The following is a 16,985-nucleotide window of genomic DNA, read 5'->3' as shown; positions in this document are numbered from 1 at the left end:
CCCGCGCCGTGCTCGAGGAGATCATCGCCCCACCGCTCGGGAGCCTCTGAGAGCGGATAAGCGGCGCGACAGAATTCAGCCGATGTGCGCATGGCGGGGTTAACCTGGAGTAGTGCAGGGTCGTATGCACGTCGCAGTGCTGCCGGACCACTCCGGGATGAGGCTGGAGCGGGTCGAAATGCCCTATGCCGCTGCCGATCCGGATGCCTGTCGGCCGCAGAGCAAGGGGCCGCTCATCGGCGGCATCGCTACCGCGGGGGCGGGTATCGCGATGCAGAACATACCGCTCGGGGTGATCGGTGCGGTCGGATGCGTGCTGACGTTCTATGGGCCGTGCTGGACGCTGACACCGCGCTGGCGGGCCCGTCGGCAAGCCAGGCGCTGGCAGCATTTCATCGCCACGCACGACGCCCTTGACCTGGCATCCCCGGAACTCGTGCAGCTTGCCGACGCGTATGACGACCTCGTCTACACCACAACCCTGGAAGGGGTGAAGTTGCCCGGGGAGGCCGCCGGTGTCGGCCACCTCATGGTTCTCGAATGCTGCACGCTGCTCGACGGCCGGACCCCGTCGGGTCCGGCCGAGGCCGAGTACGTCATCACGCGGGCAACCGAAATCCGCGCTCTGACCAACGCGTTGACCCGTCAGCACCGCGAATTCGAACGACGGCGCGAGCAGCGGGAGATCGAGCGGCGTCGAGCATTCGATGAGATCGCCGCGGTGCGGACGGAACTCGAACGGGAGACCGGCGTGAGTGCGGTGTTCGCGAGTCGCGATCTGCGACACCGTTTCGGCAGCGGATCAGGCTGAAATCATTTCCGGGGCGGCGCTTTCCAGTCGTCCAGGTGCGCGCGGCGCAGGCGTTGCAGGAAATCCTCCAGCGGGGCCTCGTCCGGGTGCTTCGGCAGCGCCGTGGTGGCGGTGTCGAACTTCTCCTCGTACTCCGCGATCAGCGCCTTGGCGGCGGCCTCGCCTGATTCCTCCATCATCTGGCGGCCGAACTCGAAAAACGGTTCGGGGTCGGGCAATCGGATCGGCAGCACACCGGTCGAGTAGAGCTCATAGCCCTGCCAGAGCAGTCGCATGGTGTGGCGGGCGTGCTTGGCCAGGCGCGGGTCCTGCAGACCCTGGGTTTCCCGTCGATGCAGCATGCGCCGGAATTGCGCCATCGCATATCCGAAGTAGGAGTGCCGGACTCGTGACGCCGACAGGAAGCAGGACCGCAGCCCCACCAGCTCTTTTCCGAAATCGGTAGCGACGATGTACTCATCGAGCCACAGGATCTCCGAAGCCGTCGGATTGCACGACAGGATCAAGCCGATCGCCTTACCGACCTCGTGGTAGGTGGCATCCGCGCCGTCGCGCCCCTGCCGGGTCCCCCGATCGCGAGTCGGCGGATGCAGCCCCAGAAACGTCCTCGTCGGCTCCACATAGACCCCGAGGTAATCCACATCGCTGTGCGCCGTATTCAGCCCATACGCATGGGAGCCGACAACCCCCTCCAACAGCAGATCACCCTGCCCAACCATCGCGAAACCTCCTCCGAATCCCCCCGAGTATCCGTCGCCCACACCAAAAGCAACACCGAATATCCCGCCACCACCCGCATCGTTCCGCGCCTATGTTGGTGGGTGATCATGTCCGACCACCCGGGTGAAGGTGATACAGGATGTTGGATTACAGCCTCGACATATCCGCTGTGGAGCGCGACCTCGCTCTGCCCGACTTGGTGGCGGAAGGAGAAGAGCTCGACGCTCTCGTCTCCGCGGAAGCCGACTGGACCCAGCCCACACCGGCGCAGGGATGGACCATCGCTCACCAAATCGCTCATCTCGCCGCAGCTGATGCAAATGCGCTCATAGCAATCCGCACCCCCGAGGCATTCGACACGGTCCTGAAGCAGCGGGAAGCCGCAGGTCCGCACTCCGCTGATCTCGAAGCCGACGCCGGCGCCGCCAAACCCCGCTCGGTCCTGCTCGAACAATGGCGCGAGGGTCGAACCGAACTGGCCGCGGCCTTGCGTGACATCCCACTGGACCGACCGTTTCCATGGTTCGGCTCAGACGTGACCGCAACCCTGACGGTTGCACTCCGATTGATGGAGACATGGGCTCACGGCCAGGACATCTACGACACCCTCGGCGTCCCACACCCCCCGACGACCAGGCTCCGGCATGTGGCCTCACTGGGAGTCGCCGGGATACCCCTGTCGTTCTACGCAGCCCAATTGCCCATTCCCACAGTGCCTTTCCGCGTCGAACTGACCGGGCCCGAGGGTCAAACCTGGGTGTGGGGGCCAGAGGATGCCGAGCAACAAGTCCAAGGCCCCGCTCTGGACTTCTGCCTCCGAGTCACCCAACGCAGACCGCTATCCGACACTGCCTTGCAGGCCACCGGTGCGGACGCCCGGAAGTGGCTCGAAATCGCCCGCGTCTTCCTCTGAGCTGGAGGCAGCTACCCCTTCGTAGACGTCAATGGGTCTCGGCGGTCTCGTGCTGGCCGGGATGAATTGGTTCGGCGAGTCCGGGTTTGCGGCCGGGGGTGTCGGGCTATCGCGCGCCGTAGCGGGATGAGATACATCCCGTCGGAAGGGAATCGGCGCGATGGCTGTTCTGGTTGCGATCGGGTTCGGTGTGATGGCTGCGGTGTCGGTTCCTGCCATCGGTCTGGCCGGGTATCAGGATCCGAGTTATCCGCAGCCGGGGAACGGGCTGCCCGCCGGATGTGTGATGTTGTGTGACAGTCCGGCATTGGGGCCCGGACAGGTGTGGCCGGACTATCCGATCTTGCACGGCGGCAATCCGGGGTGGAGCATGCCTCTGGATCAGGGTCCGAACCAGGCGCCGTTCAACGTGACGGCCGACCCGTGACCCAGGAGGTGATGGTCAGGGCGATCAGGACGACAAGGACTCCCACTGTGCCGCGCGCGTATCCGGCGGTGAGGTGGGAGACGATCGCACCCGAGTAGACGAAGAAGACGCCTGCGTAGGCCCATTCCTTCACGACGGGGCGACCGGGTAGAAGCAGTGCTACCGCGCCCAAGAGCTTCCATATGCCCAGCAGGACCAGGAAATAGGTCGGGTAGCCGAGGTGCGGCATGAGGTCGCGGACATAGGGAATGCGGAGGATGTCCCAGATGCCGCCCACCACGAGTTCGGCGATGACCAGGAGTGTCGCGATCCAATAGGCGAGGGCACGATAGGGGATGTGACGCGGGGACGCTGTGGTCGCGGCGTCGGGGAAGTTGGTTGAGGTGTTCATACCGGTTTGACGGAATGGGGACCGGGGATATGTCGATGACAGATGTGCAGGAGAAGGCCGAGGCGTTCGAGTCGCAGCGGCGTCGGCTGCGGGCCGTGGCCTATCGGATGGTCGGGTCGATGGCCGAGGCGGAGGACGCCGTACAGGAGGCCTGGCTGCGATTCGACCGTGCGGAGCTTGCCGGGATCGACAATCTCGAAGGATGGCTGACCACCGTCGTGACACGAATTTGCCTGGATGCGCTACGTACCCGGCAGCGACGGCGGGAAGACCCGCTCGGGGTGCATGTGCCCGAGGGTATTTCGCAGCAGGAGACAGGGCTGGGGCCTGAAGACGAAGCAGTGCTGGGTGAGTCGGTCGAACGCGCGATGCTGGTCGTACTGAATCGGCTGCGGCCCGCCGAACGAGTCGCCTTCGTCCTGCACGATATGTTCCGGATGCCGTTCGATGAGATCGCGGCGATTCTGCGACGGACACCCAATGCGGCCAGGCTGCTTGCCACCCGCGCCCGCCACCGGATTGCCGACGACTCCCCCGCGACCGATCCGGAGCTGGTGCGCCACCGCGATATTGTCACGGCCTTCTACGCCGCATCCCGCGCCGGAGACTTCGAGGCGCTGCTGAACATCCTCGATCCGGAGGTCGTCGCGTATGCCGATGCCGTGGCCAGCCCGACCGGCGCGGCGGTCCGAATCCAGGGAGCCGAGCGTATTGCGCGGCAGGCCATCGGGTTCGGCCGCGTGAACGACTACCTGCATCCGATTGTGGTGAACGGCAGGGCGGGCGCGCTTGTGGCCACGGACCGGGAGTCGTATTCGCTGATGATGTTCACGGTCACCGGCTCGACGATTTCGCGGATCGACATCGTCGGCGAGAAGTGGGACTAGCCCGTCCGGTCAGGTCTTCGGTTGGAGCAGGTATTCGACGAGGGTGATCAGGGAGCGAACGCAGCTGGGCCGGTCGCGCGCGTCGAGGGAGAGCAGCGGCGTGCCGGGGTCGAGGTCCAGGGCGTCGCGCACTTCCTCGAGCGGAAACCGTGCGGCACCGTCGAATTCGTTCACGGCCACCGCATACGGGACGCCCCGCTCCTCCAGCACCGAGAGCGCCTCATCGGCCTTCTCGATGCGCCGGGTATCGACCAGCACCATCGCCCCGAGCGCACCCACCGCGAGGTCCTCCCACATGGGGACGAACCGGCGCTGACCGGGCGTGCCGAACAGGTACAGGGCCAGACGCGGATTGAGGGTGATGCGCCCGAAATCCATGGCGACCGTGGTCGTGGTCTTGCCCGGTAGCCCGGCCATATCGTCCACGCCGACGCTGGCCTCGGTGATCGTCTCCTCGGTGCGCAGCGGCCGGATTTCCGACACGCTGCCCACGAAGGTCGTCTTGCCGACACCGAAATTGCCTGCCACCAACAGTTTTACGGCGCGGGTCACGGTGCGCGGGACATAGTCGACCACGCGCTCAGACGGGTAGAGCGCGGAGCCCATTCAGTACCTCTTCCAACAAGGCTTGCTCCGACAGCATGTCCGGCGGAGTGGGGTCGACCAGATGGCCGGTATCCAACAGGTCCGCCGCGAGGATCTTCACGACGGATGGTGGCAGGTCGAGATACGCGGCGACTTCGGCCAGGGTGAGCGCGCCTCCGCGACACACCTGCATGATCCGCCGCGCATCCGACGACGCCCCGGGCTCCAGATCCTTCGCGGCGACAACCAGAGTCACCAGATCCAGTGCTCGCGACGGACGCGATCTCCCGCCCGTGCGCACATACGCACGGACCAGATCAGGGTCCCGTCGCGGGCGGCTCATGGCCGACCGAGATCCGCTCTCGTCCGCGACATGCTGCCCAATTCGAAGCCGACGCGAATGGCCAGTTCGTTCATGCGATGCGCGATCAGGCTGACGTCGACGTCCTGGGTGGTCGAAACACCCAGCAGCGCACCGGCCCCGGCCGCGGTGATGAAGATCATGCCGCCGTCGTACTCGGTCATGTTCTGCCGGATGCCGTTATCGACGGTGCCGCCACAGAATTCGCCGAGCGCCTTGCCGAGCGCGCGCAGCCCGGAGGCCGCCGCCGAGAACCGCTCGGCATCATCGACCGTGATTCCACTGGTGTGAGCGATGCGCAGACCATCGTCGGAGAGCAGCACCGCGAACCGGACGCCGGGAATCTCGAGATCATCGAGAAGCCACGCCAGTTTATTGCTGTCGGTCACTGTCATGCCCGGTGTGCCCGTCAAGATGTCATCCCTTCGAGTGATCGATCGCGGCCGCCCGGCCGCGCTGGGAACCGCTATGCCATGCCGCGGCGATATCCGGTCGCGCCGAACCGGATTCGGCTTCGCTCACCTTGGGCGCCGCCGCTGCTATTGCCGACCGGCGTCGCCGTTTCGGCAGACCGCCCGGGGTCAGATCATGATCGGGCGGTGAAGGCTCTTCCACCATAATCTGTTTCGGTTCGGCGAGCAGCACGGCCGGTTCGGCCACCGGCTGCGGCGCGACCAGCTGCTCGACGACCTCCGGCTCGGGCGCGAGCGGCGCGAGGGAGGAGAAGTCCGGCGCGGTGATCGGGGCCAGCAGGGTGTCGGGGATGAAGACCATCGCCCGCATGCCGCCATAGGTATTGGGGCCGTCGATGTAGATGGTGTAGCCGTAGCGCCGGGCCAGGGCGGCGACGCCCGGGAAGCCCACGCGCGGTGAGGGACCCAGCTGGTGGATGTCCACCACCTGATCACCATTGAGGATCTGGCGGGTCTCATCGAGCTGCTCGGCATTCATTCGCACGCCGGCGTCATCGATGATGACCGTGACGCCGTGGTGGCCCTCCTGGAAGGAGATGTCCACGAACGACGTGGGCGGCGAATACCGCAGCGCATTGTCGAGCAGGGTGGCGATGGTGTGCACCAGCGGTTCCACCACGCGGCTGAGCACCACGCGATCGAGCTGGGCGGGCCGCACCCGGGTGTAGTCGCGCACGCGGCCGACCGCGCCGCCGACCACATCGGTGAGGCTCTGTTGCGGCCAGCGCCGCCCGGGTAGGCCGCCACAGACGATCACGAAGGACTGCGCCTGGCGGATCATCTGCTGCACCGAATGGTCGATGCGGGTGAGGGTTTCATACACCTCGTCACCGCGATGCTTGCGCAGCGAACCGCTGAGCACCTGGCTGACATCCGCGCCGAGGCTGACCACCGAGGTACCGAACGCGCGCACCGCGGCGCGGGTGGCCTCGCGGGCCGCCGCCTCCGCCTGAGCGCGCGCGGCCGCCGTGGCCTGCGCCACCGCGAGCCCGGTGGCCGTATCGGCCTCCCGCTGCACCCGTTCGCGCGTCTCGACCTGCACCAAACGCAGTTCATCACCGCAGCGGGCGGCCCAGCGCCACACCAGTTCGGCGATCCGCGTCTGCTCCAGCACGGTCGGGAGCGCGACCGTCGGCGACTCGGAATCCGAGCGCCGCACCGCCTCACCGATCGCGGGCACGATGGTGCCGGTCAGATTCTCGATCATTTTCTCGACGGCCTCGTCGCGAACGCGCTGCTCACGAACGAGCGCGTCGGCACGCGCCCGCTGCTTTCGCGCGGACCACCACGCGAACCCCGCCGCACCAACGGCGACGACCAGCGCGGCGGCGAGCACCCAGATAAGCACCACAGCGTTGTCTTGATTCATCAATTCTCTTGTCGTCCGGACGATCCCAAGATCGGCGTGGCCACAGTAGCAGAATCGTCTATGTCACCAAAGGTTTCGGTATCTCCCGGCAAACCCCCGACCGGACGCACTGCACCTCACAGCATTTCGGGCGACGTCACGCCGAGTGCCCGTCAGAACGCGACTGCGCGGCCGCGCAAGGGTCGGCGTTTACCCCCGATTTCCGGCGCCGATGCCTCGCGAGTCCGGGCCATTGCGAACAGCAACCCATTGGCTGCCCTCGAGGTCGGCAATCCGAATCCTGCATCCCGCAGCAGCGCCTACGGGCGCGCATTGTCTCCCCGGTCACAGTGGTCGAGGCGAGTGTCGGGTGATGCTAAGTTAAACGGAGTATGAATCTCCGCTTACGGCGGAGCGGCCCGTTCGATGAGGAGGGAGGCCGCGGGCAATGGTGGCATTGGACCTCGACGGGGCAAGCACGGCAACGGGATTGCCGAGTGCCGGAGTGATCCAGCGCACGTGGATGGCGGTGCGTGGCCGCGGGTGGGAAGCACTCGGCCAACTGGCATTGATCACGGTCCTCTACATGATCTATCGCATCGGGCGGATTCTCGCGGCCGGTGAGGAGACGCGCGCACTCGACAACGCGCACGAACTCGTGTCCTGGGAGAACACTTTCCAGATGGTCGACGAGACCAGAGTCCAGGCGGTGTTCGTCGACCATGAATTCCTGGCGAAATCGGCCAATATCTATTACGCCACCGCGCATTTCACCGTCGCGGTTGTCGCCCTGATCTGGTTGTGGGCCTATCGGCCGAGCTATTACCGCCTGACCCGCAATCTCATGGTGGCGATCACGGCGGCCGCACTGCTCCTGCACGTCCTGATGCCGATCGCTCCCCCGCGCATGCTCCCCGAAGACGGATTCGTCGATCTCGCGGCCCGATACGGCCCCTCGGTCTACGGCCCACCCGAAACCGACCATCTCTCCAACCAATTCGCCGCCATGCCGTCCCTGCACGTCGGCTGGGCGATGCTGCTCGCCGTGGCCCTGATCGCCGCGACCCGAACCCCCTGGCGCTGGCTACTACTGGCCCACCCCGCCATCACCCTCATAGTCGTCATCGGCACCGGCAACCACTACTGGCTCGACACCATGGCCGCCACAACCCTCCTCGCAGTGGCCGCACTCCTACACCCCGCGACCACCACCAAACGACCATTCCCGGCCGAACCACCCCTACCCGTCACCCCCTGGCCGTCCGACCTCCTCCCTCCCGCGTTCCCCAATCCCTTCTACTTCCTGACAATCCACCCCCACCACCGTCGTCCCCAACGCCGAGGGAGCTCTGGTGGTGTGGAATCGGGGTCGAGAGCGCCCTGAGCGCTCCCTGATCTTGTGACGCCGGGGCGGTTGGCCGCGCGCTTGGCTTCTCGTTCGGCGCGCCAGGTGTGGACTACGTCTTCGACTCGCGCGGGGCCGATCGGGACGGCGGGGCCGGTGGGCATGCGGAGCCATTGCACGATGCGGTCATTGAGTGCGGCGACGGTTTCCCGGACTTCGCGTTCGGTGGGCAGGTCGCGGACGGTGTCCTGGATGCGCTCGCGCTGGCGGCGCAGGACTATGGATTCGGGGAGCAGCGCGTCGGCGTTCGCGCCCTCACGTTTGAGGAGGCCGCGCAGCCACCAGTCCTCGTCCGCCGCGCCCGGCGGAATCGGTTGGCCGGCACCCGGCAGATTGTCGAATTCGCCCCGTTCGTGCGCCTCGCGAACCTGTTTGTCGATCCAGGATTCGAAGGAGAGATCGGGCGGTTTACGCTCGGTCACACTTTCGAGAGTACCGGCAGTCCTCCCGGCAATCCCCTTGTCGCTGAGGCAGGATGCCTGACATGAAGGTCATCCTGTATGGCGGTACCGGCATGATCGGGCAAGGCGTCCTCAAGGAGTGCCTCACCGACGACCGGGTCGAGCAGGTCCTCGCGATCGGACGGAAGGCGCTCGGCGTCGAACATCCCAAGCTGCGTGAGCTGGTACAGGCCGATCCGGCGGATCTCTCCGCGATCGCCGGGGAGCTGCCGCAATACGACGCGTGCTTCTTCTGCCTCGGCGTCTCCTCGGTGGGGATGAAGGAGGACGAGTATCGGCGGATCACCTATGACCTGACCATGTCCGTCGCACGCACGCTCGCCACCAATCCGGAGCTGGTCTTCATCTATGTCTCCGGGCAGGGCACCGACAGCAGCGAGCAGGGGCGCACGATGTGGGCGCGGGTGAAGGGCAAGACGGAGAACGACCTGCTCGCGCTTCCCTTCCAGGCGTACATGTTCCGGCCCGGGTTCGTGCAGCCGAGGGATGGTGTGGTCTCCAAGACCCTGCTCTACCGCGCCGCCTACACCCTCACCGGACCGCTGATCCCGATCCTCCGGCGGCTCGCGCCGAACGCGTTCAATGACAATCGGGAGATCGGGCGCGCCATGATCGCCGTCGCGGAGTTGGGCGCGGATATCCGGGTGTTCAATCCCCGGGATATCAGCGCCCACGCTGTCACGCCTTGACGGGAATCGGAATCGGTTCTCGTGCCGGACGATTCACCGCGAAGGTATTGATGGCCGTGATCGCGAGGGCCAGGCCGATGATGACGATCCACGCCTGACGCAGGCTGGCCGTCGAATCCGCTTGCGCCGCAGTGACGAAGGCGGCCAGGACCGCCACGCCGAGGGTATTGCCGAGCTGCCGGGATGTGGTCGCCAGCGCCGACGCGACGCCTGACTGGTGCGGCGGCAGGCCCGCTACCGCGATATTCGTGATGGGCGGGTTGACCAAGCCGAATCCCAGGCCGAGGGCCAGATATCCAACGGCATAAGGCAAGTAGCCGTCACTTCCGGTGGCGGCGGCCACGATGACGGCACCCACGGTCAGCAGCAGCCCGGAGGCGATGAGCAGCGTGCGTGCGCCCACCACATGGATGAGGCGACCGCTCAGGGGCGAGACCAGCGCGATGGCGAGAGTGGCCGGGAGCAGGGCCAGTCCGGTCTCCAGGGCCGAGAAGCCCCGGTCACGCTGCCAGTAGACGCTCGAGATGAAGAGGAATCCGGCGAGAATCGCGAAGGCCAGCACCGCCGTGGCGGTCGCCGCGGTGAAGGTGCGCCGTTTGACCAGTGCGAGGGGGAAGACCGGGTCGGCGCGTCGGCGTTCGACCACGAGGAATCCCGCGACTCCGCCGATTGCCAAGGCAGCACATAGGATTGACGCCGGTCCGCCGTACCCGTGATGCGCACCGGAGATCAGGAATTCGGTGATACCGAAGATGGCGAGTCCCGCGAGCGCGATTCCGGCGGGATCGAGCGGGCGCGGGGTGCCGCTGCGCGTCTCCGGGATGCGCAGCGAACCGATCAGGGCTAGGGCGACGATCGGGAGGTTGATCAAGAAGATCCACCGCCAGCCCAACGTATCGATGAGAACCCCGCCGACCAGTGGTCCGACCGCCGCCGCGAGGCCGAAGATGCCCGCCCACACGCCGATTGCCCGGGCGCGTTTGACCGGATCGGTGATCGCGGTGGTCACCGTGGACAGCGAATTCGGCGCGAGCAGGGCCGCACCGCAAGCCTGCAGCACTCGTACGGCTATGAGCTGGCCAGGTCCGGTGGCGAGGGCGCAGCCCAGGGAGGCCAGACCGAAGACCACGAGTCCGACGCGGAACAGGGTGCGGCGGCCGAGCCGATCGCCCAGGGCTCCGGCGAGCAGGAGCAGCACCGCGAGGGTCAGGGTGTAGGCGTCGATGATCCATTGCAGCTGAGCCGGGCTCGCCGACAGCTCGCTGCGCAGGGTGGGTAGCGCGACGTTCACGACGGTCGAGTCCAGACTGGTGATGAACATGGCCGAACCGCAGACCAAGGTCACACCGAGCGGGCCGAATGTCGAGAATGCGCTTCGTAGCAGCGCCATGATTGGCCCCTTTCGAAAAGTTGCGGGTCACCGCGATTTCGAAGGTAGGCCGCAGCCATAGTTGCATCAATCGTTAAATCGATAACTGATAGTTTCACTGAGTGCAACTATCGTCGGTCGATCTCAACCTGCTGGTCGTCCTGGACACCCTGCTCGAGGAGAGCTCGGTGACCAGGACCGCGCAACGCCTCAACCTCTCGGTGCCCGCGACGAGCCGGGCGCTCGGGCGACTGCGGCGGGCTTTCCAGGACCCGCTCTTGGTCCGATCCGGGCGCGGGTTGCAACTCACCGCCACGGCCGTCGACCTCAAGCCGCAACTCCGGGGGCTACTCGAACAGGCCGAACAGCTGCTCGACCGCGAATCACGGCCGCTCACACGCAGTCTGACCGTCCTCGCGCCGCAGGATTTGATCCTGACCCGAGGCGTGGCGCTGCTCGCGGAACTCGCCGAGGCGGCACCGGCGGCCGAGGTCCGTTTTCTCGCCACCGATGGCGGCCGCGATGGAGCCGATGCGGTGCGTGATGGGACCGTGGATCTCGCAATCATGGTCAATGCGTCCAAGCATGCGGATCTGCGAGACGAGGGCTTGGCGCGGGCCGAGCTCACCGCGGTGGTCCGGGCCGGGCACGGTCTCGCGCGGGGCACGATGACCAGCGAGCGATTCGCCGCCGCCACACACGTCCTGGTATCCCGCAGCGGCCGCACCGGCGATGAGGTCGACCGTGCGCTCCGCGAGGCGGGGCAGCCGCGGACCGTGCGCTGCGTCGTCCCGAATTACATTGCGAGCCTGCATCTCACGAGCAGTACGGACCTGGTGTCGATTGCACCGGTCGATCTCGTCCGCGAGTTACGGGAGTCGCTGGGGCTCATGCCGATCACAGCGCCGATCCCGCTGCGGCCCTTGCGGGTGAACCAACTCTGGCATCCCCGGCGCGATCAGGATCCGTCCGTGCGATTGCTCCGCACCAGCCTCTCGAAGCTGGCCGGGGAGTTCATCGGCCAGGGAAGCACACCGCCGCACTGATCACGCGGGCCTGAATCACCAGGGAGTTCAGGCTGATTCGAGGCCGATATGCCGGGCGAGGACCGCGATCTGATCCGCGAAGTACCGGATGAAATCGGGTGAGCGCGGGTCGGTGCCGGTGATGCCCTCGATGACGTGCGGCAGAGTGGTCGGTGCCATGGTGGCCGCCATCAAGATGACCAGCAGGCAGGCTGGATCGAGGTCGGCGGGCAAGTGGCCGGATTCTTGCAGCGCACGCAAATCCGCGACGCTGTCGGCGAGCATGCGAGAGCGCGGTTCGTGGTCGACATCGCTGGCCGGACCGGTGTATTCGAGTCCGGCCCAGGCGAGCAGGCGCGGGCCCAGCGGGTTCTCCACCGCCTCGAGCGCGTACCGGCGCACCGCCTCCGGAAGGGGTGTGCCCGGCGGCACCAGCTCGCGCTGCCGCTTTTGCCACTGTTCCGAAATGGCTTGGTACAGGCCCTCTTTGCCATCGAAGTAGTACGAGATGAGCTGCTGATTGACGCCCGCGCGGGCCGCGATGGCGCTGATCCGCGCGCCCGCGTAGCCGTGCGCACCGAACTCGGCCTCGGCCGCGTCCAGGATCAGCTTGCGGGTGCGCTCCGGATCACGCTGGCGCTCCTGAGGCGCGGGCGACCTGCGAGGTTTCGATGAGGGCACCACCGGATTGTAACCATGATCAGCTTTGTCAGGCATGAAAATGAATTAATCAAACAGTTGATTGACAGAAGCATGCGAGCGTTTGACCATGGAGGGGTGCCGCACCTCGGCGGCCTGGTTCTGAAGCAGGAAGAGCACCGACATGTCAGACAACCCGAAAATCCTCATTGCCGGTGGCGGCCTCGGTGGCCTCGCCCTCGCGCAGGCCCTGCGCCACGGCGGCCTCGATGTCGCCGTCTACGAGCAGGACCCGACACCGCAGATCCGCAATCAGGGCTACCGCATTCACATCGACCCGGACGGCAATGCCGCACTGCGCACCTGCCTCCCCCCGGACGTGCTCGGCGTGGTCCGCGATACCGCCGGAATCAATGGCGACCTGGTCGCCATGTACACGCACCAGCTGAATCAGACTATGGCGCTGACCTTTCCGAATACCTCCGACGCGGAGATCACCAATGTCGACCGCAATACCTTCCGCCGGGGCTTGCTCACCGGCCTGAGCGAGGTGGTCCACTTCGGCCACACCGTCTCCGCGTACGAGGTCACCGAATCCGGCCGCGTCCGAGTCGAATTCACCGAGGGCGGCACCGACGAGGGTGATCTGCTCATCGGCGCGGACGGTGTCGGCTCAGCCATCCGCCGCCAGCTTCTCCCCCACGCCACCGTCCTGAACCTGGGCCTGCGCTGCATCTACGGCCGCATGACCATCACCGAGGCCACCGAACCCCTCATCCCCGAGGACTTCCACCGCGGGTTCTGCTGGGTCGCAGACGAATCCGGCTGCGGCGCGGGCTTCGCCCCCCAGCGCTTCCGCTCCCACCCCGCAGGCACCGAGGACTACCTCATGACCACCGTCGTAGCCACCACCGAGCGCCTGGCCCTCTCCGACGACGAACTCTTCGCCCTCCCCCCCGAGCAACTCTGGAAAATCGCCGTCGAGGCCACCGCCGACTGGCACCCCGCCGTGCGAGAAATCTTCGCCCACGCCGACCCCGAAACCTTCTTCCCCATCACCCTCCGCGCGGGCCGCCGCATCGACCCCTGGCAATCCGGCCCGGTCACCCTCCTGGGCGATGCCATCCACACCATGCCACCCACCGGCGGCGTAGGAGCCAACACCGCCCTCCAGGACGCAGCAACCCTGGCCACCGAACTCCTCACGGCCGCCCGAGGCGAACAGTCCTACCCCCACGCGATCGCCGCCTACGAAGCCGTCATGCTTCCCCGAGGCTTCGACACGGTAGACCGCTCCCTCCAAATGGCCGCCCAAATGTTCCCCCAAACCGCCTGACTCCCAGGTACTCCCACCCAAGCCAAGATCACCATGCTGTGGTGCAGGCATTCGCCAAGAACCCCCTGCACCACGGCATGCTCACCGCGCGGCGATGAGATCTGGCCGACTCGGTAGATTCGGGTGATGGAGCGGATCCTTGTGTCGGGCATTTCAGGGGCAGGGAAGACGACGTTGGCGGTGCGGCTGGCGGAATTGCTGCGCATGCCCCGGTATGAGCTGGATGCGCTGCATCACGGGCCGGGGTGGGTGAAGCGGGACGCGTTCGAGGATGAGGTGGCGGAGTTCTCGGATGGGGAGCGGTGGGTTACCGAGGATCAGTACAAGCAGCTGGTGGGGTCCGTGCTGTGGTCTCGGGCCGACACCCTGGTCTGGCTCGATCTGCCGCGCTCGACCATCATGCCGCGGGTCATCCGCCGCTCGGTCGCGCGGGCGGTTTCGCGTCGCGAGCTGTGGAATGGCAATCGCGAATCGGTGCGCAACTGGATCGAACCCGGTCATCCGATGCGCTGGGCCTGGTCACAGCACGCGAACCGGCGGCTCGATATGGAATACCGCATCCCGCAATTCCCGCACCTCACCGTGGTCCGATTGCGCACCGCCCCCGAAGTCCGCGAGTGGGTCCAACAGCTGCGGCCGTGACCGACGAGCATGCGATCGGTCAGTCCACCTCCTCATTGCGCAGGGCGAATGGGACCTCGGGGAGGCCTTCGCTCAGGCGCAGCTTTTCGGCCATGCTGGTGAGCAGATTTTGGGACTCCTCGCTCAGATCGAATGCGCGCGAGGACAATCGGCGCAGGCCGTAGGCTTGCAGGCGGGTGAGGACGGCGTAGTCGTTGTCGATTTTGGCGGCGTAGGCGTCATTGAAGAAGTAATCCGGTTTCACGCGGAAGAAGCGCGCCAGGGCGATGACCGTCTCGTCGGAGGGACTGGTGCGGGTGCCGGCGCGCAGCTGACTCAGGTAGGGCTTGGAGATGGGGTGACCGGCGGCGGTCAGTGCGGAGGCGACCTCGGCATTGGTGCGCGGGCGGCTGCCGGGGGCGTGCACCATGGCGAAGAGTTGGTTGAGCCGGGTCGCGAAATCGGCGGGGCCGATGCGCTGGGGGCCGACACCGGTCCGTTCCATGATGATGTCGACCAGCTCCTGCGGGATTCGCGCGCACAACCGTTGCAGCGCACGATCATTGAGCGAGGAGTATTCGAGCAGTTCGGCAACTCGGGCCGTCAGGTCGTCACGATCGTTGTCGCGCATCACTCCACCTTCCCGTCGAGGCCGCGCACCCAGGCGGTGTCGCGCTTCAACCTGGACCACCGCTGCTCGACCGCTTTCACCGATGGCCAGCCGAACAGGCGCGCGATCTCATTGCCGCGCAAGCCCATCGCCTTACCCCACACCAATCCGCGATCTCGTTCCCCGAGTCGCGCCAACCGGCTCTGGAATGCCAGCCGGTCCACCACCGAGCCCGCCAGATCCTCGGCCGAGGCCAGCAATTCGACCAGGGCCGGGCCGCCCTCCTCGGCAGTCGGCAGTTCGACGCCGACGTGCAGTTGATACAGGTCCCCCGTGCGGCGGCTGCGCCGGAAGTGCTCGACGAACGCGATCACGCAGCCGGTGATGAAATACGTTGCGAGACTGGTGCCTCCGTCGGGACACCAGCCGTTTCCGTCGAGGGCCTTGCGCCGGAATTTCTCCAGGGCGGTGGTGACCGTCTCCTGGACGAAGTCCTCGCCGAGGCGGGTGGACACGAGCTCGCGTTCCTGGGCCGTCGGGTTGAGCGCCATGCCCTTCTGCTGGGCAACCTGGAAGATCCAACCGGTCCGTATCCATGGCGCGAGAATCGCGAGTCCATGCCGGACCAGCCTGTCCGCCAGCAGATTCCAGGCCCGGCCCTCGAAGCCCGCCTTACAGACCAGCTCGAACAGCTCATGGTCCACCGATTGTCTATCCGGTTCGGTCATGGCGATGACATCCTCACCCGTGCACCTCCTGCTCGCTATCGAAGACGTTATAGCGGTGGCTAACTCATGGACCCCCGTTCAGCAAACGATCAGTACTCCCGGTTTGTAAATCGATCCTTGACAACCTTTTTCATGTAAAGGCAGCATTTACATATGACGGATTCACCACACAGAGACCCCGCCGACGAGCACGCGGTCCTGGCAAAACTGTTGTCCACCAACGCCGAATTCGTGGCCGAGGTACTGCACCCCGCCGAGGGTAAGCCGACACCGTCGGTGATGGCGGCACTTCAGGCCGCACGCAGTCTCGACAATGTCGTCGATGACGTCCTGCGCTCGCTCGTTCGGCAGGCCCGCGACGAAGGACGCACCTGGGCCGAGATCGGCGAGGTGTTCGGAACTTCCAGGCAGGCGGCGTATCAGCGCTTCGGCGGTGCGCAGAGTGGGATTCCGATTCCACCCCTGCCGCCCATGCCCAAGCTGCCGCCCATGCCGGAGCTGCCCGACATGCCTGACCTGCCGTTCGGCTGGAAACTACCGCCCATGCCGCCCATTCCGGGGTGGCCGCATCCGCCGCGCGACTGACTCCGTGACGGGCGAAAGGTCGAGCGATGGGACCGATCATCTACCGCACGCCGCAGCGGGACTGCCGGTTGCGGCGGCGACTCCTCAGCGCGGCGCGGGGCCGGTTCGCCGAGGACCGGCTCGCGGACGCCGTATCGGGCGGCACCCGGCAGGCGGTGCTGATCGGGACCGCACTCGATACCTTCGCTGCCCATAATCCCTATCGTGATCTGCGGGTGTTCCAGCTCGAACAAGCGGACGGATGCCTCGACATCGACTTGACCGCAAGCGAATTCGACCCCGATGCGCCGGTGTTCGTGATCCGGCTCGGATACCCGGATCGGCCGGGGGCGATACCCGTGGCGGATGCCCGCGGCCTCGTAAGCGGCACCGAGATCGTCTTCGACTACCTCGCCGACACAGTGCGCGAGTGCGCCCTGGCCGAACGGCTACGGAATACCGGATGGGAGCTGCTCGAGGATCTAGACTCCGCGACACTGGCCGCCCACTATCTCGATCTTCCTGAGTACGACACGCATTCGGCCGAACCTCGTGTGATTCGGGCACGGGTCGCGAATAATGCGGGACGGCCGCCCAGTTCGCTTTCCGCCGAATGAGGGAG

General features: G+C 66.2%; 22 protein-coding genes. 11 read left to right on the top strand and 11 right to left on the bottom strand.

The features are described 5' to 3' along the window. Positions 1-112 precede the first annotated feature (112 nt). Positions 113-811 (top strand): hypothetical protein, encoded by a 699-nt coding sequence (locus tag AB0N05_RS13290; protein WP_364692012.1) that lies wholly within the window; start codon positions 113-115, stop codon positions 809-811. A gap of 2 nt (positions 812-813) precedes the next feature. Here the strand turns inward: AB0N05_RS13290 and AB0N05_RS13285 are convergent, their stop codons facing one another. After that, a complete protein-coding gene (locus AB0N05_RS13285) occupies positions 814-1,530 on the bottom strand; it encodes a nucleotidyltransferase domain-containing protein (protein ID WP_364692009.1) in 717 nt (238 codons plus the stop codon). 140 nt (positions 1,531-1,670) lie between these two features. Between AB0N05_RS13285 and AB0N05_RS13280 the strand changes: the two genes are divergently transcribed. Both AB0N05_RS13280 and AB0N05_RS13275 read left to right on the top strand, forming a co-directional pair. After that, positions 1,671-2,444: a TIGR03084 family metal-binding protein gene (locus AB0N05_RS13280; protein WP_364692006.1), complete on the top strand. Its 774-nt coding sequence runs from the start codon at positions 1,671-1,673 to the stop codon at positions 2,442-2,444. A gap of 160 nt (positions 2,445-2,604) precedes the next feature. Further along, on the top strand, positions 2,605-2,871 hold the full coding sequence (locus AB0N05_RS13275) for a hypothetical protein (RefSeq protein WP_364692003.1): 267 nt from the start codon (positions 2,605-2,607) through the stop codon (positions 2,869-2,871). Here AB0N05_RS13275 and AB0N05_RS13270 read toward each other — a convergent pair. Continuing rightward, entirely contained in the window at positions 2,849-3,262 is a 414-nt protein-coding gene (locus AB0N05_RS13270) for a DoxX family protein (protein ID WP_364692000.1), read from the bottom strand. The genes AB0N05_RS13275 and AB0N05_RS13270 overlap by 23 nt on opposite strands. Before the next feature lie 35 nt (positions 3,263-3,297). On the opposite strand from AB0N05_RS13270, the gene AB0N05_RS13265 reads away from it, so the two are divergent. After that, positions 3,298-4,149, top strand: a complete 852-nt coding sequence (locus AB0N05_RS13265) for a sigma-70 family RNA polymerase sigma factor (protein ID WP_364691997.1) — start codon at positions 3,298-3,300, stop codon at positions 4,147-4,149. A 9-nt stretch (positions 4,150-4,158) separates the two neighbouring features. Here the strand turns inward: AB0N05_RS13265 and AB0N05_RS13260 are convergent, their stop codons facing one another. Genes AB0N05_RS13260 through AB0N05_RS13245 form a run of 4 tightly spaced genes read right to left on the bottom strand, consistent with a single transcriptional unit; the run spans position 4,159 to position 6,937 of the window. After that, positions 4,159-4,755, bottom strand: a complete 597-nt coding sequence (locus AB0N05_RS13260; RefSeq protein ID WP_364691994.1) for an ATP/GTP-binding protein — start codon at positions 4,753-4,755, stop codon at positions 4,159-4,161. Then, positions 4,730-5,077, bottom strand: a complete 348-nt coding sequence (locus tag AB0N05_RS13255) for a DUF742 domain-containing protein (RefSeq protein WP_364691991.1) — start codon at positions 5,075-5,077, stop codon at positions 4,730-4,732. Before AB0N05_RS13255 ends, AB0N05_RS13260 begins: the two co-directional genes overlap by 26 nt. Next, positions 5,074-5,490, bottom strand: coding sequence for a roadblock/LC7 domain-containing protein (locus tag AB0N05_RS13250; RefSeq protein WP_364692353.1), 417 nt, complete (start codon positions 5,488-5,490; stop codon positions 5,074-5,076). Before AB0N05_RS13250 ends, AB0N05_RS13255 begins: the two co-directional genes overlap by 4 nt. A 22-nt stretch (positions 5,491-5,512) precedes the next feature. Continuing rightward, a complete protein-coding gene (locus AB0N05_RS13245; RefSeq protein WP_364691988.1) occupies positions 5,513-6,937 on the bottom strand; it encodes an ATP-binding protein in 1,425 nt (474 codons plus the stop codon). Positions 6,938-7,364: 427 nt separating this feature from the next. Here AB0N05_RS13245 and AB0N05_RS13240 point away from each other — a divergent pair, with 427 nt between their 5' ends. Continuing rightward, positions 7,365-8,300 carry a phosphatase PAP2 family protein gene (locus AB0N05_RS13240; RefSeq protein WP_364691985.1) on the top strand — a complete coding sequence of 312 codons (936 nt, stop codon included), beginning with the start codon at positions 7,365-7,367 and terminating at the stop codon, positions 8,298-8,300. On the opposite strand, the gene AB0N05_RS13235 is transcribed toward AB0N05_RS13240, so the two are convergent. Next, entirely contained in the window at positions 8,213-8,743 is a 531-nt protein-coding gene (locus tag AB0N05_RS13235) for a DUF1992 domain-containing protein (RefSeq protein WP_364691982.1), read from the bottom strand. The genes AB0N05_RS13240 and AB0N05_RS13235 overlap by 88 nt on opposite strands. Before the next feature lie 62 nt (positions 8,744-8,805). On the opposite strand from AB0N05_RS13235, the gene AB0N05_RS13230 reads away from it, so the two are divergent. Further along, positions 8,806-9,471, top strand: a complete 666-nt coding sequence (locus tag AB0N05_RS13230; protein ID WP_364691979.1) for an epimerase — start codon at positions 8,806-8,808, stop codon at positions 9,469-9,471. Here AB0N05_RS13230 and AB0N05_RS13225 read toward each other — a convergent pair. Further along, positions 9,461-10,861 (bottom strand): MFS transporter, encoded by a 1,401-nt coding sequence (locus AB0N05_RS13225; RefSeq protein ID WP_364691976.1) that lies wholly within the window; start codon positions 10,859-10,861, stop codon positions 9,461-9,463. The genes AB0N05_RS13230 and AB0N05_RS13225 overlap by 11 nt on opposite strands. Positions 10,862-10,962: 101 nt before the next feature. Here AB0N05_RS13225 and AB0N05_RS13220 point away from each other — a divergent pair, with 101 nt between their 5' ends. Next, positions 10,963-11,886 carry a LysR family transcriptional regulator gene (locus AB0N05_RS13220; RefSeq protein WP_364691973.1) on the top strand — a complete coding sequence of 308 codons (924 nt, stop codon included), beginning with the start codon at positions 10,963-10,965 and terminating at the stop codon, positions 11,884-11,886. Between the two features lie 27 nt (positions 11,887-11,913). Here the strand turns inward: AB0N05_RS13220 and AB0N05_RS13215 are convergent, their stop codons facing one another. Then, positions 11,914-12,546 carry a TetR family transcriptional regulator gene (locus tag AB0N05_RS13215; RefSeq protein WP_364691971.1) on the bottom strand — a complete coding sequence of 211 codons (633 nt, stop codon included), beginning with the start codon at positions 12,544-12,546 and terminating at the stop codon, positions 11,914-11,916. A 142-nt stretch (positions 12,547-12,688) separates the two neighbouring features. On the opposite strand from AB0N05_RS13215, the gene AB0N05_RS13210 reads away from it, so the two are divergent. Together AB0N05_RS13210 and AB0N05_RS13205 are read left to right on the top strand one after the other, a co-directional pair. Further along, entirely contained in the window at positions 12,689-13,840 is a 1,152-nt protein-coding gene (locus tag AB0N05_RS13210) for an NAD(P)/FAD-dependent oxidoreductase (RefSeq protein WP_364691969.1), read from the top strand. A gap of 126 nt (positions 13,841-13,966) precedes the next feature. Further along, the gene (locus AB0N05_RS13205; RefSeq protein WP_364691966.1) at positions 13,967-14,482 is read left to right on the top strand and encodes an AAA family ATPase; all 516 of its coding nucleotides are present in this window, start codon (positions 13,967-13,969) and stop codon (positions 14,480-14,482) included. Between the two features lie 19 nt (positions 14,483-14,501). Here the strand turns inward: AB0N05_RS13205 and AB0N05_RS13200 are convergent, their stop codons facing one another. Both AB0N05_RS13200 and AB0N05_RS13195 read right to left on the bottom strand, forming a co-directional pair. Next, positions 14,502-14,966: a helix-turn-helix transcriptional regulator gene (locus AB0N05_RS13200; protein WP_364692350.1), complete on the bottom strand. Its 465-nt coding sequence runs from the start codon at positions 14,964-14,966 to the stop codon at positions 14,502-14,504. Between the two features lie 125 nt (positions 14,967-15,091). Further along, the gene (locus AB0N05_RS13195) at positions 15,092-15,799 is read right to left on the bottom strand and encodes a hypothetical protein (RefSeq protein ID WP_364691963.1); all 708 of its coding nucleotides are present in this window, start codon (positions 15,797-15,799) and stop codon (positions 15,092-15,094) included. 153 nt (positions 15,800-15,952) lie between these two features. Between AB0N05_RS13195 and AB0N05_RS13190 the strand changes: the two genes are divergently transcribed. Continuing rightward, positions 15,953-16,384: a hypothetical protein gene (locus tag AB0N05_RS13190; RefSeq protein ID WP_364691960.1), complete on the top strand. Its 432-nt coding sequence runs from the start codon at positions 15,953-15,955 to the stop codon at positions 16,382-16,384. A 26-nt stretch (positions 16,385-16,410) separates the two neighbouring features. Beyond that, complete coding sequence (locus AB0N05_RS13185; protein WP_364691957.1) at positions 16,411-16,980, top strand: class I SAM-dependent methyltransferase; 570 nt, start codon at positions 16,411-16,413, stop codon at positions 16,978-16,980. The last annotated feature ends 5 nt before the right edge of the window (positions 16,981-16,985 follow it).

It is taken from the genome of Nocardia sp. NPDC051030 (assembly GCF_040683015.1).
Taxonomy (GTDB): domain Bacteria; phylum Actinomycetota; class Actinomycetes; order Mycobacteriales; family Mycobacteriaceae; genus Nocardia.
Note: the sequence above shows the minus strand (reverse complement) of the source record. Positions and strands in the feature narration are given on the sequence as shown.